Genomic DNA, 21,508 nt, shown 5'->3' with positions numbered 1-21,508 from the left:
GTTTTTTATAAATTAAGTCCTTTAAAAAAGCACGCCGATAGCCGGCGTGCTTCTAAATACGTAAATCCCCTTTTAACCAATTCCGCGCTCGATACGCTCCAACAGGAATTTGAATAAGTGACGTTTCATTTCCAGCATCTATCCCGTACAACTGATCACATGAATTTGTATCAAAACTAAGTAAAGGATGCCCGCCCATCCCCATCGCGGTCGCTGCAAAAACGAGTTTATGAACGAGTATACCAGCTTCCATTTGGTGAATACGGTATCCTCTATAGCCTAATGCATTTGTATAGTAATCTTTCTTTCCGACTACATGTAGGCAAAGCGGTACTTGAAAAAGATTTACGTTATCCATCGTCATACTGGATTGAAGGGGATAACGAAGGTCTCCATATTGAAGTGGCTGTATGGAATGATTTTTGCTGTTATAAGAATAAGCGCCGTTTTCTATATCTTTTACGTTATAAAAACATCCATATAATGAGACCCGTGCATTTTCATTTACATACTGACCATCAAGGTCGTTGTAATAAGGGAAGGAGAGACTAGCTTCTTGTAGTAAAGTAGCGAGCTCGGCTGCATCCCATTTTGTTAGAGTAAAGTCAGCATCAGGGGAATACCGTTCTTTGCAAAGTTGTAAGAAATCATAAGATAACCGTTCTACTTGCGGCAACTGTACAGCGTGCGCATGATGTTGATAGTGCTCTTCATGATGTAGTGTTTGGAAGTGTGCTGTCGATTCAACCATAGAAGCTTCATTTATTTTTGTTATCATTGGATATTCATTTACATGTTTTGAGCGAACGAAATGTTCGTGTGCTAACGGCGGAATTTGCTGTAACAACTCATGAGAAGTAACTGTTTTATTTTCACAGTAATCATTGTGAAACCAATTAGTTTGTGGTTCTGTACTTAAAGGAACAACAGCATACACACTTTCTTCGCTTTCTGACAGTCCGAGTAAATGATTTACTGCACGGTCTAAAAACTGAAAATATACGCCATTTGTGTAACCGAATTGTTTGGCACATGCAAGTAATTGTCCGATGAGAACACCACTATCTAATCCTTGAAGCCGATACGAAAAGTTATTGTATTTAAAGTAGTTTTTCCAAAACATAGTGGATACAAATGCAGCGCCAAAACAAGACTGTATGTTACAACGATTGCCAAGTGCTTCTGTAATGTAAGAATCGAAATTTCCTTCGCGAAGTAAGATAAGTCGGTGATGCGCGGCGTCGTAATGATAAATGCCGTCTGGATAATCGTCAATCTTTAAATATATATACAACTCATTTGGATATAAAGCGCCGCCTGAAGGGATAGATCTTCGGAATAAAATCTTCTCGCTATTTAGCTGGCACAATTGTGTTAAACCAAATGAATACCAAAGATAATGACCAATTTCCTCCAAAGTAGGTGTAGTAGAAGGGTTAGGTAAAGATAATGGGATTTCTAAAGAGAGAGGAATGATAGGTACATTTCGATATATTTTATAAGGAAGCGGTGCATCTTCCCAATCCACTTCATGATTCGGCATAATTTCATCAATAGAAAAATGGAGATGATGTAAAAAATTATCTAGCTGCATGAAATCCCTCCTTTACTATGGAAACGGATGCGGATGTGGATTTAATTGTTCATTCGTTAAAGGTTCGGCTGTATATCCAAGTGTCATCGGTACAGTATAAACTCGGTCCAGCCCAGTAATCCGGGTGAGATGGTGACCGAACGTCATCGGTAACATGCCAGGAATGATGACTTTTACACAATGTAATCCGTTCTTTTCTATGAGGGATACGGTTTGATCTACAACGATTACTTCAAGATCAGATTGATGCAAACGATTTACAAGTTGATGAAGATCGGATGTTAAATCTTTATCAAACGATTGTAATGCATTCATTTCTTGGAACGATTGCACCGGGGCATCGTCACGTAAAAGAAAGTGAAGACGTTCTTCTGCTTCTTTTAATCCATACAGCATACTATGGTCTTCCATTTTATTAACGAGATAAGGATCGTGTAAGCAGTTTTCGTAGTGCTCTCTTTTTTGTTCGAGTTCATCGTCTGCTATTAGTAACATGCCTGCTATTTCATGGATGGCACTCTTTAAAGCGCGGACTGGGTCCAAATGAGAGCCTCCCGCACAAACAACGTTCATTCCATTTTCACGCGTATTTTTCGCAATTACCCATAAGCTTGGGATACCGTGTTCCATCGTTGCATTAAAAGCATGTAACTCATACCCAGTAATCGTGTACAGCCGCTGAATCATTAATTGTAATTCCGTATCATTTGCTGAACTAAGATTAAGGCGGGGGAGAGGTAATTCGGCATACCAAGTGAGCAAAAAGGCGTCACGCTCTACAATTTCTAAAATGCCGTGAAAAATTGCTTCTTCTAAACTACCACCAATTGCACATCCATTTGATGTTTCATACACGAAAGCATCTCGATGACCGAGGCTATAATAAGCAATTGATTCAGGAACTAAAAGTGGCCGGTTTTGTAATAAAGAGTAGCCCCATACCCAGTTTTGTTCATAGTCAGGATCAAACGGTTTAAACGGAAAACTATTACGATTATAATGTTCATTTGTATGTACACCGAGCAAGAGGGGATTAAGTGCATGATCCTCTAACTCACGAAAACTACCGTGTACATTTGTCTTTTTTCCTCGAGGTGACATACCACAATATCGTTCTAAACCTTCTAAAATAGCAGTCGCTTCACTCATTGCAAATGAATGAGTTCGACCTGCAACACCTTCATTTCCAAACATTAACGGCATGTTTATAATAACGTCAGCAAACGGTAATAAAGAATGCTGCATTTTTCCGTTCAGCATACCGACTCGGTAATCTAAATAATCTCTTGTTAAAAATGTGTTGAGTTCATGAATGGAACGACAGCGATATGTCGCATCACTTGTTTTTAAGCTCGGTTGTAAAGAAATCTCTGCTGCATCTGCCGTATCATCAGGTAAATTGCTACATACAGGGCAGAGCGGATCTGGAAGAAAAGAATGCCGCGTACATTGTAGTGTTTGTAAGTTGAGTAAAAGGAGTTTATTTTCTAATGAAGAATGATTATGAGTTAATATTTTCTCTGTTTCTGCACAAATAAGATGACACATTTGCAGAATGCCATTTTGAGTGGCACGTACATCGCGCCTCGTCAAGTTCTCTTCTTTTACGGCATATTTCCGCTGTAGTTCCCACATTTCTTGTTGATCAAATCCAGCGATAAAGCGTCGTCCATCAGCACAGTGGGTACATCCCGCTGCAAGAGGATGAATGTAAGGACCGATAACACCTTCACCAAATGAAGTAAACCCGCGTAACCATGGAATTTGATTTGAACGGAAAATTAGCTCGGCATCATGATGAATAGCAGAAGGAGAGCCATCATGTAATACGAGAGCGAATTGAATATTTTCAGGGAGTTCATCTGTAATGGTATGTTGGCGAATGATCGAATATTGTTTGCATAATTGATCGTGTACATAGTTTGCAAGTAAGCCATCTCCTATAAGCAATATATTTTGAGTCATAGACTGTCCTCCTTTGCAATTAATACCCCGTACACACCATCTAAGTTCTCTTTCAAAAATGGTTCAATCGCTAAATCAAACACGAATGGATAAAAATTATGTTCTTCTAAATGTTGCAAGGCAAGCTGTACAGATTGCGTGCTTGGAATTTCTTCTTCCGCTTGTATTTCTAATCTAAAAGAATCCGTGTCATATAAAATAATAGATGATTCCGGCAAGATATTAGCTCTGTATGGAGTCTCTTCATTTTGAATATGAAGAAGGGATAGTTGTAGTGCGTTTCGTAACGCTAACGTTGTATTAATATTAGATGCGCCGTACCATCGATCATTTATACCGACCCAAACGACTGGAAAACTGAGAATCTCTTCACTTACTGCTATTTTAGGTGTTTCATGAATTGTAGCGAGAGCCTCGTAATAAAATCTACAATGTTTATCATGAATTTCGGTTAAGTCGACCGTCGTAATTTCTTCTAGCATATGTGACTGTCGCTCATACAATTTATTATTTAAATGTTGTTGTAGCGCCCGGTATACACCTTCTGTCATTGTTTCCCCAGCGCCAATACCGATATCGTTATGTTCAGGAATAAGGCGGTGCATAATTTCCGCTACATATGTTTCAATTCCTGCTAAACCAGCTTCTCGGCGCGCTTCATTATGAGTCAAACCACCACAGGTCATAAGAGGCAGGAGGGAAGCAGGGCCATCTGATAGTGGAGTAGCTACTTGAATATGGCATTGTGATAACGGTAATTGATATGAATCTTGTTCATCCCATACATGGAATAAACCAGCTTCTTTAGAAGTTAATGAGTCGAAAAAGCGGAATAAATCAGTTGAGGTATGTTGGTTGGACCGATGCTCAAGTTGTTCAGAAAGATTTTCTATCGTATCAATTGTAAAACTTTCATCAGTTGCAAGAGGATGTTTTATAAAAGGATGCCATGCTCCTTCGAGTGTTTCGTAATTTAATAAAAAGAATTGTGGTTCTTTTTCTCGGTAAGAATCATCAGCGACATGCTTAAGTAATTCAAATACGATTACATTTGCTAACATTGCAGATGTAACTGGTGAAAATGATGCTGATGAATGTTCATTTTGTAAAGTTGTTTCATGTAGCCGATGCCATGCGGATTCCCAGCATTCTTCACGATTAGCTGTTACGATAGGACCAGCCATACCAAGTGTTGATAAACAGACGGCTGGTATGAAGTTCTTTCCTATTTCCTTGCAAATCGTGTGAACGGCTCTTAGGCCATCAATATCTCCATTTTGAGAAACGTACAAAACCCAGTCGAAAGGCTCGAACACTTCATGCAGGGGACGATCAATGGTCGTATCAATTTCTTGAACAAGTACAGTATTATCAACTTCATATGCAAGTTCTACTAGCTCATGAATGCGGTCGTAATTTGTTTCCTCATAATCTGTAACAAGGTAATGAAAGGTAGGTAATCCTGATTCTAATAAAGAAGAAACTAAGGAAGTAAGCATATCTCCAGAACCAATTATTAGGACGTTTGCCGCGCGATACGTTTCGAATTTTAGAGCGCCTGAATGGGAATCAGCTTCTAAAAATTCAATTTGTGAAGCGTATCTATCAAGTAATGCGCTATTTAATTCATGAGGTGCATCTTGACTTACATCCCGAACGAAGCCATTTTCATATAAAATCTCTCCGATTTCAAATACACGATTTTGATAGGGGAGAGGGAGACCGTCGGTTATTTCTGCTAAAGTGTAATTACCGTTAAACATTGGCATTAATTTTTCAATCCAGTTGTAAATTCCATCACCGTCCATACGAAATGAACTGGCATTATTTCGAAAATAGACACCCCCGTTTGAGTCGGGGAGGAAAAAAGTATCCTTATTTGCTTTCAATTTTGCATGAATTGGAAGGTTATTCATTTTAATCCTCCTTACGTTTTAGGCATACATTATTAGCTTATGTTATGAAATTTGTCCCGTATGAATGCAATAAAAAAAGGCTGTAGAATAATTCATTCTACAGCCTGTAATAGATTATTAATCTATCAACCTTCTAATAATAATGATTTTGGATCTTCAAGCATATCTTTAACAGCAACAAGGAAGCTAACTGCTTCTTTACCATCAACAATACGGTGATCGTAAGATAAAGCGATGTACATCATTGGACGGTTTTCCATACGCTCGTTATCAATTGCAACTGGACGTACTTGGATTTTGTGCATTCCTAAAATACCAACTTGTGGGCTGTTTAGGATCGGTGTTGACATTAGAGAACCGAATACACCACCGTTTGTAATTGTAAATGTACCACCTTGTAGTTCTTTTAATGAAAGTTTGTTATCGCGTGCTTTCATACCTAAATTACGAATTTCGCTTTCGATTTCAGCGAAGTTTAATTGGTTAGCATCGCGTACAACTGGAACAACTAATCCATCTGGAGCTGCTACTGCAATACCGATATCATAGAATTTTTTAATGATAAGCTCGTCGCCTTGAATTTCAGCATTTAATAATGGGAATTGTTTTAATGCTGCAACAACTGCTTTTGTGAAGAATGACATGAAGCCAAGACGTACATCATGTTTTTTCTCGAAAGCATCTTTACGCTCTTTACGTAATTCCATGATTGCAGTCATATCAACTTCGTTAAATGTTGTTAACATTGCAGATGTTTGTTGAACTTCTACAAGGCGTTTTGCAATTGTTTGACGGCGGCGGGACATTTTCACGCGCTCAACTGGTTTTTCGAATTCCGTTTTTGCAACTGGAGCAGGAGCTGGACTTTTTGGAGCAGCTGGTGCTTCTTTTGGTGCTGCAGCATGAGCTTGTACATCGTGTGGTCTCACACGTCCAAGTGGATCTGTGCTGCGTACGTCGTTTAAGTCGATTCCTAATTCACGAGCCATTTTTCTAGCAGCTGGTGATGCGATAGGACGGTTTGTATTTGGTAAACCTTGTAGAGTTGCAGTTTGCTCAGCACTTGGAGCTGCTGCTTTCGGTGCTTCTGTTGTTTCTTGTTTTGGTTGCTCAGCCAATGGTGCAGGTGTACTTACTGCAACTGGTGCTCCGTTTGCATCTAAAATTGCGATAGTTGCGCCAACTTCAACTGTATCCCCAGGCTCGCCTAGTAATTTCGATACAATACCTGAATCTTCTGCAATGATTTCTACATTGACTTTATCAGTTTCAAGCTCAACAACGCTGCCACCTTTCTCAACTTTGTCGCCTACGTTGATAAGCCATTGTGAGATAGTTCCTTCAGTAATAGATTCTGCAAGCTCAGGTACTTTAATTTCGATCATTTTAAATGTCCTCCCCTTATTTGCCTAACGGTGTGTTTTTTCTTCTTTTGTCTTCGGTAATCTCCATTTGTTAGCCTGACCTTGGGCAGAATATCTGCCCAAAGCAAGCTAGAAACCTTCATTGTTACTTTTTAGTTGCTGAAAACTTCAATTTCTTGTTTATCTTGACGGAAGTTATACTTCACGTCTAAAGCGTGTGCAACAATTAGTTCTTGCTCAGCTTTGTGAGCGAACGGATCGCCGCCAGATGGGCTAGAGCGATCTGGGCGTCCAATGTAACCTGTTTTCACTTTATCTCCCGCTAGTTCGAACAGAATTGGAGCCATGTAATGCCATGCGCCCATATTACGAGGCTCTTCTTGAACCCAAATAATTTCTTCTAAATTTTTAAAGCGTTTAATAATAGATTGAACTTTTTCAGCAGGGAATGGGTACAACTGTTCAATACGAACGACATGAACTTCATCTAAGTTGTACTCATGCTTACCAGACTCGATTTCTGCTGCTAAGTCAATCGCCATTTTACCTGTACTTAAAACAAGACGTTTTACTTTGTTTGGTTTTGTGCCAAGGTTTTCTTGTTCTAATGCAGGTTGGAAACGTCCTTCGCTTAACTGGCTAGCAGTTGAAAGCGTAAGTGGGTGACGTAATAAACTCTTTGGCGTCATCAGTACCAATGGTCGAACAGCTTCTGTTCCTAAGATAGATGCTTGACGACGTAAAATATGGAAGTATTGTGCCGCGCTCGTTAAGTTTGCAACTGTCCAGTTGTTCTCAGCAGCTAACTGTAAGAAGCGCTCTGGACGTGCACTAGAGTGCTCTGGTCCCTGACCTTCATAACCGTGTGGTAATAGAAGAACTAAACCAGATTTTTGCCCCCATTTTGCTCTTCCTGCTGAAACATATTGATCAAATAATGCTTGCGCAGTATTTGAGAAGTCACCATATTGCGCTTCCCACATAACAAGAGTTTCTGGAGCGAATACGTTATAACCATACTCGTAACCAACAACAGCAGCTTCTGATAACGGACTGTTATGAACAGAGAATGAAGCGTTGATGTTTGGTAAACGATGTAATGGTGAATATGTTTCATTTGTATCAGTATCGTGTAATACGATATGACGGTGAGCGAATGTACCACGCTGTGAATCTTGACCAGTTAAACGAATTGGCGTACCTTCTTGTAAAATAGAAGCGAATGCTAATGACTCAGCAAGTGCCCATTCAATTTTACCGTTCTCTTCAAGAGCATCTTTACGGCGCTCAAGAATTTTCTTCACTTTCGGATATACATTAAAGCCTTCTGGCCAAGATAATAGACCTTCATTAATTGCACGAAGTGAGTCAAGTTCAACACCAGTATCAATTGGCTGAATGCCTTTTGCAACAACATCTGGTACTTTAACGTGAATTGTTGCATCGCTTGTATCAGCTGGCGGTACTTGTGCATAGTCAGATTTTAATTGCTCTTGCGTAAACTGTGTAATTGTTTCAATCTCATCTGCATTTAGAACACCAGCAGCTTGTAATTGATCTGCATAAATTGCTCTTACAGTTGGGTGATTTTTAATCTTTTTGTACACTTGTGGTTGCGTAACTGCTGGGTCATCCATTTCGTTATGACCGTAGCGGCGGTAACCAATTAAATCGATTAAGAAATCTTTTTTGAACAATGTACGATATTGAATCGCAAGTTTAGCAGCAGCAAGACAAGCTTCCGGATCATCAGCATTCACATGAACAATCGGAATATCGAAACCTTTTGCAAGGTCACTTGAATATTTCGTAGAACGAGAATCATAGCTATCAGTCGTAAAACCAACTGCATTGTTTGCGATAACATGAATTGTTCCGCCCGTTTGATACGCGTTCAATCTGCTTAAGTTCAATGTCTCAGATACAATACCTTGACCAGGGAATGCAGCATCACCATGAACTAAAATTACGAATGATTTTGAAATATCTTGTTCTGGAAGACCAGATTTTTTACGATTTTCTTGAGCCGCACGTGCGAAACCTTCCACAACAGGGTTAACGAACTCAAGGTGACTTGGGTTATTTGCTAATGTAACGCGAGTGCTAACTTCATCGTTACCAACGACTTGTTCTCTACCTAAATGGTATTTCACGTCGCCAGTCCAGCCAGAATTTGCCACTGCGCCTTCTATTTTTGCATGTTTGAACTCAGCAAACATGTGACTATATGGTTTTTCTAATACGTGAGCAAGTACGCTTAGACGACCGCGGTGAGCCATACCAATCATGACATCTTCTACGCCGTTCTTGGCACCTTCTAGAACAATTTCATCTAGAACAGGTACAAGCATATCAACGCCCTCGATAGAGAAACGCTTTTGCCCAACGAATGTTTTATGCAAGAATTGCTCGAAACCTTCAACAGCTGTTAAACGTTTTAAAAGAGCAGTTCGTTTTTTATTTGATAGTGGTTGACGCAATGAATTTGATTCCACCATTTGATGCAACCACGCGCGTTCTTCACTATCTTGTATATGAGAAAATTCATAAGCTAAAGATTGTGTATACACTTCTTTTAATCTATGAATTACATCAAGTGCAGTGTGAATACCTTCTGGTGCATCTTGCCATACTGTTTTCGCTGGAATCGCTTTCAAATCAGCATCGCTCAGTTCGTTCATTGCTTTCTCAAGAAGAGATTGTCCATTTGCAGCATCTTCCATCGGATTGATGTGAGCCAACGTATGCCCGAAAGAACGAATCTGTTCAACAAGCTGAACGACTTTAAGAATTTTTTCAATGTTCCCTGTGTTTTGAGGAGAAAAATGTGTAGCTGTGTTGTCCCCTGTTACGACATCCTCTTGAAACGAAGGAGCTCCAAAAATTTCAAAAAGCTCTTGTAATTCCGGATCAACAGAACCTGCTCCAGTTACGTAAAGATCATACTGTTCGATAACATAACCAAGGTTCGGACCGTGGAACTTGGCCCAAGGGTTTGTCGTTGTATTCTTCCTCGTCATTTGTTTAAACCTCCCAATGCATATAATCCTTTTTCCATACAAAAAGGTGCATTTTGCTCTTTTCAATAATTGATGAACCAATAATCAATGTAAATGTTTTTCTTTACTCTTATGTTATTACAATAATTTACATAATACCAAACACTATTACTTATCTGTTTTGTAAAAAAACATTCACAATAACTTATCACCCAAGTTAATCTTTCATGTTATAAAGTAATTTTACAGAAAAATGGGGTGGATATATTTGGTATACCTATACGAATAACTATAATTGTTGCATGTAAATATAAGTATAATAATTAGAATGTTTCGATAAAAAGAGTTCGAATTATGTATATTGAAATAATAAGCGCTTTCATTGATATTATACAACAATATAACGGAATATAGTATAAAAAATAAAAAATTATGAATTTATCGTAAACTTTATTTAGATAGTGTTAAATATCGAAAGGAAAGTGAAGGATTTCTACAAAAAAAGTGGCTAAACATAAAAAATGCTTCATAAACAGTTAGTTTCTATAAATATGACGAAAAACACCGTAAAACCAATAACACAGTTCGTGGAATAAAGAGATAAATGAAATATTTTAAAAGGATAAAACAAATAGGGAGATATTAAATTTTAAAAAAAGAGAGGAAGAGATATAGTAATGGTTATTTACAGTGTTCCGTGTTTTGTTTCAAAATAGACGTGCTGAAATTGAAAAAGTTTTTTCTATATAAATAGCGTGAATAATAATTGAAAATAATGTAAAGGAAGCTTGACGTAAAGTTTACTTTACATATATACTCGGTATAAGGAAGGAGGGAGAAATTTCCTTGGAAAATAAAATGGTCGAATACCGAAAAAAATTTGGACTATCTCAAGAAAAATTGGCTGAGAAACTTGGCGTTTCCAGACAAACCATCATTTCAATTGAAAAAGGAAAATACGATCCATCACTTCCGTTAGCATTTGAAATAGCAAAAACATTTCAGACAACGATAGAACATGTATTTATTTATGAAGGAAAAGAAGAGGGGGAGTAAAGGTGAACTATTCACAAAAGTACTTCGTAATTATGGGGATTATTTTTCTATTTATGAGTGGATTTATGATATTAACAGGTATAATGACGCATTCGGCACCGCCAGAAGCAACTTATCCATTACTTGGTATGATGATTATGTGTTTTTGCCTAAGTTATTTACACCCACAATTTAAAGAAAAAGACGAGCGCATGAAACTCATTCGTTATAAAGGGATGTTCGTGACCTTTTTTGCATTAACAGCATATTATCTTCTTTTCTCTATTGGCTTAAACTTAAATGTTATTACACTATCTGCAACTGAACTACTGAACATACTTATGGCACTCACGATGAGTACCGTCTTTATCTCGTTTGTTGTTTTGGCAAAAAGATATTAAGATGGAAGAGAGAAAGGAAGATTAACATATGCAAATGATGTATGCTTTTGGCATTGGGCTTGTATTATTTTTAGCCGTATTCTTATTTATTCGTAAAGACGTGCAAGGTGGGACGTTAACGAAACGAGGATTTTATAAAATGATCGGCTGTTTAGTTGTTATGTTTATAGCGATTATCGTCATGATCGTTTTAATAAATCAGTCACTATAGAATTTAAAAACGGAACCTTACTTTGGTAAGGTTTTTCTTTTTGGTTAAAAATCCGAAAATTCCCACTAAATCCATTTACTACATATAATCTGTATTATATAATTTAATAAAATGATGGATAGGGAGAATAGTATATGAATAAAAAAACTATCTTCTTTTTATTAACATGTCTACTACTTGTAGCTAGTGCTACTTATATAATATGTAACAAACGAGAACAAGTGCCACCTATGTTAGTATGGGAGGGGCAGGAATACTACGTAACGAATGAACCTGCTAAAACTGAAAAAGTGGGGCAAAGGCTCGGAGAAGTGACAAAGAAAATTGAAACAAGTAAAAAACCTACTAAAAATAGTGAATCCAACATATTACAAGAAAAAACAGAAGTATTCACAATGATAGAAGAAGCAAAAGATCTTCACTCACCTTTAACCATAAAGGAGCCTTATAGTGACGAATATAGAATAGTGAGACCAATGTTAAAAGTACTATAAAATGAAAAGGAGATTCCTATGCAGACAGTAACTTCATATCCATGGTCGTTAAGAAAAATGTTTGTTTTTTTCCTTTGTTTTATCCTTCCTCCTATTGGAGCCATTTACATTGCAATGAATAGAGGGGCACTACAAAAGAGAGACTTCATTTTATACTTATTATTTGCTGCTATTAATATATCGCTTTGGTTATCGCTTATGATCTTTGATCGGAGTATGTGGATGGTAGCGGGGCATTATGTGCTTGGAGCAATTGTTATTGTGTTTTCGAATATGAATAAGAGATAAACCAGTAATTTTAAAGTTGCTGGTTTTTTTATTTTGATATTTATAATGAAGAAACATATAAATCAATATGTAAAGAAGGAATGGTATAGATAAAAGTAACGTCTGAACGGTTAGAACAGACTGCAAAGACAGTAAGTAACATCAGGCACTTCTTAGAATATTTACATAATGACCTATGCAATCAAATTAAGAATATCGCTACACAATGGAATGGAGCGAGTAGATAACAATTTTATCAGAGATTTAGTGAAGTAAAACCAAAATGTTTACTGTTTTAATAGAAGTTAAAAACTACAATGTTATGACATCTAGTGGTAGACGTTCATTAATAAATATTGTAGTAAAACAGTTTGAAGATAGATTGAAACATTTGCCCGAAGGTTCACACCGGACTGTCGTGATAGATGTGAGAGGACCAGATGGAACGGGAGAAATATTGAAGAAAATAAGAGAAGAAATAAATCAAAGAACATTTGGACAGGCAGAAATTATTATTAAAAAGATAAAAAAAGTAGGTTATATTACAGAGTTAGCACGAATGCATAAGTTATAATTTCAAAGTGCCATAAGGGTAACCCTGAGGAGAAAAAGACTTCGGATTTTTAAGATTATATAAAATATTCATAGTTGCGAAAACTCTGTTGTGGTAAAATATTCTATATAAATATTTAAAAGGGGAATGGCTATGGGGGATATAAAAGTTACTCCTGAACAGTTGCGAAAAGTGGCAGGGAATATTAGGTCAACTATCACAAATGCAACTGCAACACAGGAGCGACTAAAACGAGATATTGATATGATTTCTAGTAATTGGTTGGGCTCAACCTATATGAAATTTAATACGGATTTCCGTGATTCATCCTTTAAGATGGCACAATTTATAATCATATTGGAGCCACTTGAGAAGTTTCTTCTTGATTCTGCTAATAAATTTGAACAAGTAGATAACATGGATGTTGCTATTGCGTTGGCTTCCAGTATTTTAACTGGGAAGCCTTTTAAAGGGGATTACGAAACTTTAACAGGTGATTTTAAATTAGCAGAAGGAAATCGAGTGGGAATGAAAGCAGAAGGTTCATTGATAAAAGGTGAATATGAGATTTCGAAAGGAACAAAGCTTACTTTTAAAGGGGGAAATGGCTCCTTAGAGACCAGTGTTCCAATGGACGAAAAGACATTTATTAGTGATGTTGCAGGAGGGGGGTTAGTAGGGTTTAAAGTTGGTGCTTCTCTTTTTGAGGACTCAATAGAAAAAGAAATAAATAGCGGTTTTGCAGAAAAAGCAACAGTTACACAAAAGTTTGCAGATGCATCTGCTGTTGTTGGAATAGATGAGTATACTTTTCAGTTAGGAGCGGAAGTTACAGCACAGAAATATGAAGCTTTATTTGAAAAAATTGATATTCCAGACTTTATCCCATTTTTTAAGGATCATGATTTAACAGTTCGTTTAGAATATGGGTTTGGTACTGGAGGGGCTAAAATACACCTCGGTCAAGAGATGGGTGCATACTTTGGTAAAGCTCATGGCGGAGGTTTTTTTGCTAAATTTGAGAAGAATACAAAGGAGTAGTATGATGATAAAAATTGCGAGAATCGTAATGATGATAGCAATTGTAATTGTAATCATTGCAGGGCTAATAGCTCCATTTTCATTAAAAGAAAAGATGGTACATACATTCGGCATGCTTGTTTATGGTGCAATCGGTTTAGGTGGACTTACTTTAATAGACTACATTATTAAAAAGAAAAGAAAAGGAGAATAACTATGAAACTTTTACCAATCGGAACAGTAGTTAAGCTAGAAGATATAGAACAAATTGTAATGATTATTGGAAGAATGGTTGTATCAGCAGATAAACGTGATTTTGATTACGTAGGTGTTCCTTACCCAGTTGGCTATCTTGGGGATGAAAAAGTATTATGTTTTAATCACGATAAGATTGTAGAGGAAATGCATAGAGGGTATATGACTGAGAGTGAATTGATTCTACGTGAGGAATTAGTAGAATTATAGGTTAGTTGGAAAATACATATAGATTTTAAAAATACGATAGGGGAAACAAAATGGGAAAGATAATGAGAACTATTGTAATCATTGGCATACTTGTTCCTCCAGTGCTGCTGTGGAGTGCACCTGATATTCCGCTAAATGATAAGTTGCTATTTACAGGCATACAACTAACTGTTGGATTCATCACAGTAGTAGCGTTAGAGATTATATTTAGAAATCGAAAAAAGAAGAGGGCAAAATAGATATAAATTGTATAGAATGGCAGATAAGAATATTGGTGGCTAATCTTCTCAATAAAAGAAAATAACAGAAGCAGGGAGAAATCCTTGCTTTATTTTTGTATAGAAGTACTAAGTAGGGTATCGTTAAATTAGGATGTTCGAGTCGGCTCGGCAGGTATTATCTATTAAACGTATCATTGTTTACCTCCTCAGTTAATTCGTCTAGATTAAAACTAAGAGTTTCAGAGATTTTTCCAGCTCGTATGCTAACTACAATTGTACGAGGGGGACAGATTAGCGAACTCTTTTTCCTCCTTGAAATCCTTCATAGCAAACTTAAGTAGCATTTTCTTTTCAGTCCTTTCTCAGTTTTACGGAAACAAACAGAGGACTACCCCTGAGCCAGCTGGTTTGCTGACTAGAAGTAGTCCTCTGTTAACTTATGGTGTCTGATGGAGAACTCCACAGTTTTAGTTTTTGAGAATACCCTCTCAATCCTTGATACTATTAGGTTTTATGACCCCGGAGAGGCTCGAACTCACGACCTCCACCCTGTCAAGGTGGCGCTCTCCCTGCTGAGCTACGGGGAAAACGTTGATTTAAAGGCATTCTCACGGGTTTGTATAAATGAAATTCTATTGAAAAAGCAATGGTTATTGCATATTCTGTGACCAGTTGGTGACCACAAAAATATGTTCTTAACTGTCTGTATAATGGTAAGAGATAATCGTTTTGTTATCGGGAAATACACTGATTTTCGGTGGGATTTTTGCTTTGGTAGGGATTGTTACATTAGAACTTGAGAAAAGAAAAAGAACCACTCTGCCGACCAAGCCGATGGTTCTTCTTCTGATTCCAAATAATTGAATTAGGTAACTAACCACTCTGCTGATTAGTTGTACGAGGAACTCGATGTTAGCGCATCGGGTTCTTTTGTTATTATATGCGTATTGTATCATTAATATAATATTCTTAAAAGAAGATGTGGAAATCAATCTCTCTTTTTGATATAGGAGAATATATTTCCACATATTGCACCTCTCTTATTTATGGAAAGGGAAGGATTCTTAGTATGAAATTCAACATAAAATGTTGCTTTTATTAGTTACTGAGGCTAAGAATTATGATAGTAATTTTGCGGTGGTTTAGAAGTTGTATGTTTGGATATACATAGGGAAGAAACTAGTTGTTAGGGGGGGATTTTGTTATAGTAGAAGATAGACAACCTTATTCAATAACATGCATGGATATAGATGTAATTCAGATGGAGGAAAGAACATGGAGAAATTAACATTACAACAACTGGAATCCCATTTATGGGAATCTGCGAACATAATGCGAGGAAGTATTGATTCCTCTGATTATAAAAATTACATATTTGGTTTACTGTTCCTAAAGCGTCTAAATGATGTATTTGTGGAAACAGCAAAACGTATTGAAGAAGAGGAACAAGATGACTACGGATGGTATGACCGTGATGAGCATCAGTTCTTCGTTCCAGAAGGTGCAAGATGGGAAGATATTCGTTCCAAGACGCAAGACATTGGTAACTCTATCAACAAAGCATTTGAGAAGTTAGAAGAAGAAAACCCATCGTTACAAGGTGTATTAGTAACAATCGACTTTAATGATAAAGAGAAGTTACCTGACAGACTTTTATTGCAATTGATACAGCATTTCTCTGCAATCTCATTAAGCAATGCAAGCTTATCTGAGCCAGATATGCTTGGACGTGCGTATGAGTACCTTATTAAGCAATTTGCTGATGATGCTGGGAAAAAGGGTGGGGAATTCTACACACCAAGTAAAGTAGTAGAACTTATCGTGAAACTGATTAAGCCAGAAGAAGGAATGCGTGTATGTGACCCAACAGCGGGTTCTGGTGGTATGCTTATCCAATCTGTAGATTACATTAAAGAAAAAGGTGGAAATCCACGTAACCTTGTGTTACATGGGCAGGAACGGAATCTTAATACATGGGCAATTTGTAAGATGAATCTTCTATTACATGGATTAAGTGACCATCGTATTGAAAAGGGAGATACAATTCGTGAGCCAAAATTGCTAGAAGAAGGCGAACCTATTCTGTATGACCGTGTTATTGCTAATCCACCATTTAGTTTAAAGAACTGGGGACGTGAGGAAGCAGAAAGTGATGAATATGGTCGTTTTCGCTTTGGATTGCCACCAAAAACGGCAGGGGACTATGCATTTATTCAGCACATGATTGCAACATTAAATTATGAAGGAAAAGCTGGAGTCGTTATGCCTCACGGTGTTCTATTTCGTGGAGGAGCAGAGGGGAAAATTCGTAAGGGAATTATTGAAGAGGACTTAATCGAAGCAGTTATTGGATTACCCTCAAACTTGTTCTATGGTACAGGTATTCCAGCAGGCATCCTTATTCTGAACCGTAATAAGACGGAAGAGCGTAAAAATAAAATCTTCTTCCTAGATAGTTCTCAAGACTATCAAGAAAGCAAGAATCAAAATACACTACGTGACCAAGATATTGAAAAGATTGTAGCGGCATACGACAAATATGAAGAGGTAGAGAAGTATTGTCGTCCTGTAAATATCGAAGAAATTCGTGAAAATGATTACAACTTAAACATAGCACGTTATATTGATACGATAGAAGAGGAAGAACAGATTGATGTAGCAGCTGCATTATTTGAACTTCGTAAACTAGAAAAAGAACGTGAGGAGATTGGAGCTACTATGTACGGGTATTTAAAGGAGTTAGGATATGGTGAATAATTTAAATGCTGAAAAACCCAATTGTAATTGGAGTGAATCTCCATTAAATACATTACTCGTCCTATTAAAGGATGGAACTCATAACCCTCCTAAGAGGAGTGAAATAGGGATTCCTCTGTTAAGCGCTGTAAATATTCAAGACGGAAAGATAATCTTTGATGAAAATGTCTCCTTCATTAAGGAAGTAGAATACAAACAAATGCACAAAAATTACGAAATCCAAGAAGAAGATGTTTTACTCACTATTGTGGGAACTCTTGGAAGAGTAGCTGAAGTGCCTAAACTGGATACAAAATTTACTGTTCAACGTAGTGTGGCAATTTTAAGAACTAACATTGATTTAGTAACCCCTAGATATTTAAGGTACTACATGGAGTCTTCTAATTTCCAAAATCAGTTGAAGTCTAGGAGCAATGTAACTGCACAAGCGGGAATTTATTTAGGGGAGTTAGGTAAACTTCGAATTAGATTTCCAAATTTACACGAACAAAGTAAAATAGCATCTATCCTTTCTACTGTCGATGAAACTATTGAAAAAACAGAAGCTATCATTGAGCAAACAGAAAAAGTAAAAAAAGGATTAATGCAGCAGCTTTTTACAAAAGGAATTGGGCATACAAGATTCAAGAAAACGGAGATTGGTGAGATTCCTGTGAGCTGGTCTGTAGAAAAGCTTAACAACATAGCAAAGATTATAGACTGTAAGCATTACACACCTCAATACTGTGAAACGGGCATACCAATAGTTAGAACTAATAATCTGACAGCAACAGATTTAATTTTAGATGGTTCATATTACACTAGCGAAGAGGATTACTTTAAATTAACGGATAAATACACTCCTAAAAAGGGAGATATTATTTATGGAAGGGAAGGGTCCTTTGGCGTGGCGAGTTATGTCAACACGGATGAAAGATTTAGCATTGGTCAGAGGGTTGTAGTGATTTCACCCCTTGAGATTCTAGGGGAATTCCTGCATTTTGCACTAAATGCTGATATCGTATTTAAGCAGGTATTATTAGCTTCCTTGGGAACTACTGTAAAGAGAATTAATGTCTCAGATATTAAGCAGTTATTAATACCTTTACCACCAAGAAGAGAACAAGAAGAGATTGTGAATATACTTTTGCAATTAGTTCAAAGAAGTGAAAACGAACAGATGTATTTAGCCACTTTAAATAAGATAAAGAGGGGTTTAATGCAATCTCTTCTTACAGGAAAAGTCCGTGTGAAGGTCGATGAAGATGAGGTGACACAAGTATGACTTCATCTATAAGATGGAACGAGAAACAGCTTGTAGAGAATCGCATGATTACACAATTGCAAGAACTGAGCTATGAATATATTCATGGCTCTTCTCTTGATTCAGAAAGAGAATCAAGAGGTGAAATCGTACTAAAAGAACGCTTAAATAAAGCCATTTTACGATTAAACCCCTGGATTTCTAATACCAATCTAGCAAAGGTTATGCGTTCTATTACACATATTGAATCAACAAGTTTAATGGAAGCAAACCAAAGATTTCATGAAATGATAGTCAACATGATTTCTGTTCAACAAGACCTTGGTAAAGGGAAGAAGAATCAAACAGTAAAACTTATTGATTTGGAAAGACCAGAAAGTAACGAGTTTCTAGTAGTAGACCAATTTACCATTAGTAACGCTCAAGGTAATATTCGCCCTGACCTTATTATTTTTATAAATGGATTACCGCTAGTTATTGTTGAATGCAAAAGTCCCATGCTGTCACCAGATGAACAAATTGGTGAAGGAGTACGACAGTTACAGCGATATCAAAACAAACATGAGCAGTTATTTCATTATAACCAATTTATGATTGTCACAAGTAATGACCGTGCCAAAGTAGGAACAATTGGAGCAAAAGCGCAACACTACGGTGAATGGAAAGACCCATATCCAAAAACAGTCGCAGAAATAGGGGTTTCTCCAACACCACAAGATATTTTAACAGCCGGAATGTTAACAAAAGAGAGTCTACTAGATTTAATTCGTAACTTCATAGTATACGAGCCAGTAGAAGGGCGTACGATAAAAAAACTTACCCGTTACCAGCAGTTCCGTGCAGTAAATAAAGCAATTGACCGTATTTTACGTGCAGAGGATAAAACGCAACGTGGCGGTGTTGTGTGGCATACGCAAGGAAGCGGAAAATCTTTAACGATGGTGTATCTTGCTGTCAAGTTACGACGGATTAAAGAACTTAAGAATCCTACTATCGTTGTTGTGACAGACCGTAAAGACTTGGATGACCAAATCACAAACACATTCCGTCGATGTGGCTTCCCAAATCCGCAACAGGCAGAGTCAGTTGCACAATTACGGCAACTGCTTCAACAAGGTGTAGGTTCGACAATCATGACATTGGTACAGAAGTTCCGAGAGGATGTAGAGACAAAGGAATTTAAGAACCTGTCTACTGCTGAGAATATTTTTGTCATGATTGATGAATCTCATCGTTCACAATATGGTGGATTAGCGACCGCAATGAAAAGTGCTATGCCAAATGCTTGCTATTTAGCATTTACAGGTACACCAATTGATAAAGAAGATAAGAGTACTAAGCGTACATTCGGACCATACATAGATAAATATACTATTGAACAAGCGGTAGAAGATGGGGCAACAGTACCTATTTTTTATGAAGCAAGAATAGCTGACTTACATGTACAAGGAGATTCGTTAGACGAACTGTTTGAACGACAATTCCGTGAGTACAGTGAAGAAGACCGAGAACGTATTAAGAAGAAGTATGCAACAGAACAAGCGATTATTTCGTCTCAAAAACGAGTTAAACGTATTGTGCTAGATATAATTGAACATTATGAAACACATATTCAGCCAAATGGGTTCAAGGCACAAATTGTAGCGATTAGCCGTGAAGCAGCAGTTATGTATAAAGAGATGTTGGACGAGTTGAGTAATTATGAATCCAAGGTTATTATGTCAGCGGGGCATAATGATAAGGAACATCTTCAAACACATCATTTGTCAAAAGATGAAGAAAGAGATGTGATTGCTTGTTTCAAGAAGCCAATGTCAGAGGATAAGTTGTGTTTCTTAATCGTGTGTGACAAGCTGTTGACAGGCTTTGATGCTCCAATCGAACAGGTTATGTATTTAGACAAGCCAATTAAAGAACATAATCTTCTACAAGCCATTGCTCGTACAAATCGTACATATGATAAAAAAACTTATGGTTTAATTGTGGATTACTATGGCGTTTCTAGATTCCTAGAGCAAGCACTTAATATCTTCAATAAGGAAGATATACAAGGTGCATTACAAAATGTTGATACTGAGATACCAAAATTACAGTCTCGTCATCGTTCTGCGATGCGCTTTTTCGACTATATCTCGACAGATAATCTAGAAGCATGCTTACAAGTGTTAGAACCAGAAGACGTACGAAATGAATTTGATACAGCATTTAAACGTTTTTCAGAAAGCATGGATATGGTAATGCCTAGTCCTAAAGCACATGATTACATAGCGGATTTAAAATTTCTAGGTAAAGTACGGCAAGCAGCAAAATCTCGCTATCGTGTCGATGGGATGGATATTAGTGATTGTGGGGAAAAGGTAAAGCAGCTTATAGAGGAGCATCTTGCAGCGGTAGGTATTGATGTTGTTAACGAACCAATTGATATTCTTTCGAATCGATTTGAAAAACAGATAGAGGAAGCGAAGACACCAGAAGGTAAAGCGGCTGAAATGGAACATGCTATTCGCCATGAGATTCGAGTTAAGCTGGAGGAAAACCCAGTGTATTATACTTCCCTAAGAGAACGGCTGGAGGAACTCCTTCAAAGACGAAGAGAACGTCAGATGGATATCGATGAATTGTTGGAAGAATATCGTAATATGGTGAATGATATGCGGAATACAGCACAAAAAGGTGAAGAGCATGGCTTTACTCGTGAGCAATATCCGTTTTATCAAATGCTAGAGAAAGAAATGCCTCCATATGATGATGTAGAGGATTTGAAAGCATTAACGCATTTTATAACGGACATTATTCAGCAGGAAGCAAATATAGTGGAATGGACGACTAAAGAAGATGTAAAACGTGAAATGCGAAAGAAGATTAAGAAGCAACTCCGTGTAAGTCCTTGTCCAAAAGAAAAGTTGGAGAGTTTAACACAGCAATTGATTGACTTAGCAACGGTACATTATAAGAAATAAAAATGATAATGAAAAAAGCCATCTTGCTTGAGATGGCTTTCCC

The 21,508-nt window shown here is 37.2% G+C and carries 19 protein-coding genes and 1 tRNA gene; 14 read left to right on the top strand and 6 right to left on the bottom strand.

Annotated features, from left to right (window positions below; translation table 11 throughout):
• Positions 1-52: 52 nt before the first annotated feature.
• From DN390_RS12260 to odhA, 5 genes are all read right to left on the bottom strand, one after another.
• The gene (locus DN390_RS12260; protein WP_147807434.1) at positions 53-1,594 is read right to left on the bottom strand and encodes a SagB family peptide dehydrogenase; all 1,542 of its coding nucleotides are present in this window, start codon (positions 1,592-1,594) and stop codon (positions 53-55) included.
• Positions 1,595-1,609: 15 nt separating this feature from the next.
• A complete protein-coding gene (locus DN390_RS12255; RefSeq protein WP_147807433.1) occupies positions 1,610-3,559 on the bottom strand; it encodes a TOMM precursor leader peptide-binding protein in 1,950 nt (649 codons plus the stop codon).
• The gene (locus DN390_RS12250) at positions 3,556-5,475 is read right to left on the bottom strand and encodes a putative thiazole-containing bacteriocin maturation protein (RefSeq protein WP_147807432.1); all 1,920 of its coding nucleotides are present in this window, start codon (positions 5,473-5,475) and stop codon (positions 3,556-3,558) included. Before DN390_RS12250 ends, DN390_RS12255 begins: the two co-directional genes overlap by 4 nt.
• A 125-nt stretch (positions 5,476-5,600) precedes the next feature.
• On the bottom strand, positions 5,601-6,860 hold the full coding sequence (gene odhB / locus DN390_RS12245; RefSeq protein WP_063224558.1) for a 2-oxoglutarate dehydrogenase complex dihydrolipoyllysine-residue succinyltransferase: 1,260 nt from the start codon (positions 6,858-6,860) through the stop codon (positions 5,601-5,603).
• Between the two features lie 131 nt (positions 6,861-6,991).
• Positions 6,992-9,859 carry a 2-oxoglutarate dehydrogenase E1 component gene (odhA, locus tag DN390_RS12240; RefSeq protein WP_147807431.1) on the bottom strand — a complete coding sequence of 956 codons (2,868 nt, stop codon included), beginning with the start codon at positions 9,857-9,859 and terminating at the stop codon, positions 6,992-6,994.
• Between the two features lie 825 nt (positions 9,860-10,684).
• Between odhA and DN390_RS12235 the strand changes: the two genes are divergently transcribed.
• The 11 genes from DN390_RS12235 (at position 10,685) to DN390_RS12185 (ending at position 14,523) form a co-directional block, all read left to right on the top strand.
• Positions 10,685-10,894 (top strand): helix-turn-helix transcriptional regulator, encoded by a 210-nt coding sequence (locus tag DN390_RS12235; RefSeq protein ID WP_000428506.1) that lies wholly within the window; start codon positions 10,685-10,687, stop codon positions 10,892-10,894.
• Positions 10,895-10,896: 2 nt separating this feature from the next.
• Positions 10,897-11,274, top strand: coding sequence for a permease (locus tag DN390_RS12230; RefSeq protein WP_147807430.1), 378 nt, complete (start codon positions 10,897-10,899; stop codon positions 11,272-11,274).
• Positions 11,275-11,302: 28 nt separating this feature from the next.
• Positions 11,303-11,485, top strand: a complete 183-nt coding sequence (locus DN390_RS12225) for a DUF3976 domain-containing protein (RefSeq protein ID WP_001178300.1) — start codon at positions 11,303-11,305, stop codon at positions 11,483-11,485.
• Between the two features lie 134 nt (positions 11,486-11,619).
• A complete protein-coding gene (locus tag DN390_RS12220; RefSeq protein WP_060630009.1) occupies positions 11,620-11,979 on the top strand; it encodes a hypothetical protein in 360 nt (119 codons plus the stop codon).
• A gap of 18 nt (positions 11,980-11,997) precedes the next feature.
• Complete coding sequence (locus tag DN390_RS12215) at positions 11,998-12,267, top strand: hypothetical protein (protein WP_141559382.1); 270 nt, start codon at positions 11,998-12,000, stop codon at positions 12,265-12,267.
• 89 nt (positions 12,268-12,356) lie between these two features.
• The gene (locus DN390_RS31610; RefSeq protein ID WP_306475116.1) at positions 12,357-12,494 is read left to right on the top strand and encodes a WXG100 family type VII secretion target; all 138 of its coding nucleotides are present in this window, start codon (positions 12,357-12,359) and stop codon (positions 12,492-12,494) included.
• A gap of 35 nt (positions 12,495-12,529) precedes the next feature.
• Positions 12,530-12,820, top strand: coding sequence for a hypothetical protein (locus DN390_RS12205; protein ID WP_255443931.1), 291 nt, complete (start codon positions 12,530-12,532; stop codon positions 12,818-12,820).
• Between the two features lie 132 nt (positions 12,821-12,952).
• A complete protein-coding gene (locus DN390_RS12200; protein WP_179955750.1) occupies positions 12,953-13,840 on the top strand; it encodes a WXG100 family type VII secretion target in 888 nt (295 codons plus the stop codon).
• A 4-nt stretch (positions 13,841-13,844) separates the two neighbouring features.
• Complete coding sequence (locus tag DN390_RS12195; RefSeq protein ID WP_000589990.1) at positions 13,845-14,033, top strand: hypothetical protein; 189 nt, start codon at positions 13,845-13,847, stop codon at positions 14,031-14,033.
• Positions 14,034-14,035: 2 nt separating this feature from the next.
• Positions 14,036-14,284, top strand: coding sequence for a DUF4176 domain-containing protein (locus DN390_RS12190; RefSeq protein WP_147807428.1), 249 nt, complete (start codon positions 14,036-14,038; stop codon positions 14,282-14,284).
• Positions 14,285-14,334: 50 nt separating this feature from the next.
• Positions 14,335-14,523: a hypothetical protein gene (locus tag DN390_RS12185; protein WP_098555463.1), complete on the top strand. Its 189-nt coding sequence runs from the start codon at positions 14,335-14,337 to the stop codon at positions 14,521-14,523.
• 496 nt (positions 14,524-15,019) lie between these two features.
• Here DN390_RS12185 and DN390_RS12180 read toward each other — a convergent pair.
• Positions 15,020-15,090 (bottom strand) — tRNA-Val (locus DN390_RS12180).
• A gap of 690 nt (positions 15,091-15,780) precedes the next feature.
• On the opposite strand from DN390_RS12180, the gene DN390_RS12175 reads away from it, so the two are divergent.
• Genes DN390_RS12175 through DN390_RS12165 form a run of 3 tightly spaced genes read left to right on the top strand, consistent with a single transcriptional unit; the run spans position 15,781 to position 21,465 of the window.
• Complete coding sequence (locus DN390_RS12175; protein ID WP_097810122.1) at positions 15,781-17,262, top strand: type I restriction-modification system subunit M; 1,482 nt, start codon at positions 15,781-15,783, stop codon at positions 17,260-17,262.
• A complete protein-coding gene (locus DN390_RS12170; protein ID WP_097810123.1) occupies positions 17,252-18,526 on the top strand; it encodes a restriction endonuclease subunit S in 1,275 nt (424 codons plus the stop codon). The genes DN390_RS12175 and DN390_RS12170 overlap by 11 nt, the downstream gene beginning before the upstream one ends.
• Positions 18,523-21,465: a type I restriction endonuclease subunit R gene (locus tag DN390_RS12165; RefSeq protein WP_097810124.1), complete on the top strand. Its 2,943-nt coding sequence runs from the start codon at positions 18,523-18,525 to the stop codon at positions 21,463-21,465. Before DN390_RS12170 ends, DN390_RS12165 begins: the two co-directional genes overlap by 4 nt.
• The last annotated feature ends 43 nt before the right edge of the window (positions 21,466-21,508 follow it).

Origin of the sequence: Bacillus sp. SH7-1, from assembly GCF_008042405.1 — a bacterium.
Taxonomy (GTDB): Bacteria; Bacillota; Bacilli; order Bacillales; family Bacillaceae_G; genus Bacillus_A; species Bacillus_A thuringiensis_N.
The sequence above is the reverse complement of the archived record's forward strand: the minus strand, read 5'-3'. Positions and strand labels throughout refer to the sequence as shown.

Excerpts from the sequence above, each read along its gene's own strand:
- DN390_RS12250 (WP_147807432.1), bottom strand. The coding sequence starts at position 5,475 with ATGAATAACCTTCCAATTCATGCAAAATTGAAAGCAAATAAGGATACT.
- DN390_RS12165 (WP_097810124.1), top strand. The coding sequence starts at position 18,523 with ATGACTTCATCTATAAGATGGAACGAGAAACAGCTTGTAGAGAATCGC.
- DN390_RS12215 (WP_141559382.1), top strand. The coding sequence starts at position 11,998 with ATGCAGACAGTAACTTCATATCCATGGTCGTTAAGAAAAATGTTTGTT.
- odhA (WP_147807431.1), bottom strand. The coding sequence starts at position 9,859 with ATGACGAGGAAGAATACAACGACAAACCCTTGGGCCAAGTTCCACGGT.
- DN390_RS12190 (WP_147807428.1), top strand. The coding sequence starts at position 14,036 with ATGAAACTTTTACCAATCGGAACAGTAGTTAAGCTAGAAGATATAGAA.
- DN390_RS12185 (WP_098555463.1), top strand. The coding sequence starts at position 14,335 with ATGGGAAAGATAATGAGAACTATTGTAATCATTGGCATACTTGTTCCT.
- DN390_RS12175 (WP_097810122.1), top strand. The coding sequence starts at position 15,781 with ATGGAGAAATTAACATTACAACAACTGGAATCCCATTTATGGGAATCT.
- odhB (WP_063224558.1), bottom strand. The coding sequence starts at position 6,860 with ATGATCGAAATTAAAGTACCTGAGCTTGCAGAATCTATTACTGAAGGA.
- DN390_RS12255 (WP_147807433.1), bottom strand. The coding sequence starts at position 3,559 with ATGACTCAAAATATATTGCTTATAGGAGATGGCTTACTTGCAAACTAT.
- DN390_RS12220 (WP_060630009.1), top strand. The coding sequence starts at position 11,620 with ATGAATAAAAAAACTATCTTCTTTTTATTAACATGTCTACTACTTGTA.
- DN390_RS12195 (WP_000589990.1), top strand. The coding sequence starts at position 13,845 with ATGATAAAAATTGCGAGAATCGTAATGATGATAGCAATTGTAATTGTA.
- DN390_RS12200 (WP_179955750.1), top strand. The coding sequence starts at position 12,953 with ATGGGGGATATAAAAGTTACTCCTGAACAGTTGCGAAAAGTGGCAGGG.
- DN390_RS12170 (WP_097810123.1), top strand. The coding sequence starts at position 17,252 with ATGGTGAATAATTTAAATGCTGAAAAACCCAATTGTAATTGGAGTGAA.
- DN390_RS12225 (WP_001178300.1), top strand. The coding sequence starts at position 11,303 with ATGCAAATGATGTATGCTTTTGGCATTGGGCTTGTATTATTTTTAGCC.
- DN390_RS12205 (WP_255443931.1), top strand. The coding sequence starts at position 12,530 with ATGTTTACTGTTTTAATAGAAGTTAAAAACTACAATGTTATGACATCT.
- DN390_RS12260 (WP_147807434.1), bottom strand. The coding sequence starts at position 1,594 with ATGCAGCTAGATAATTTTTTACATCATCTCCATTTTTCTATTGATGAA.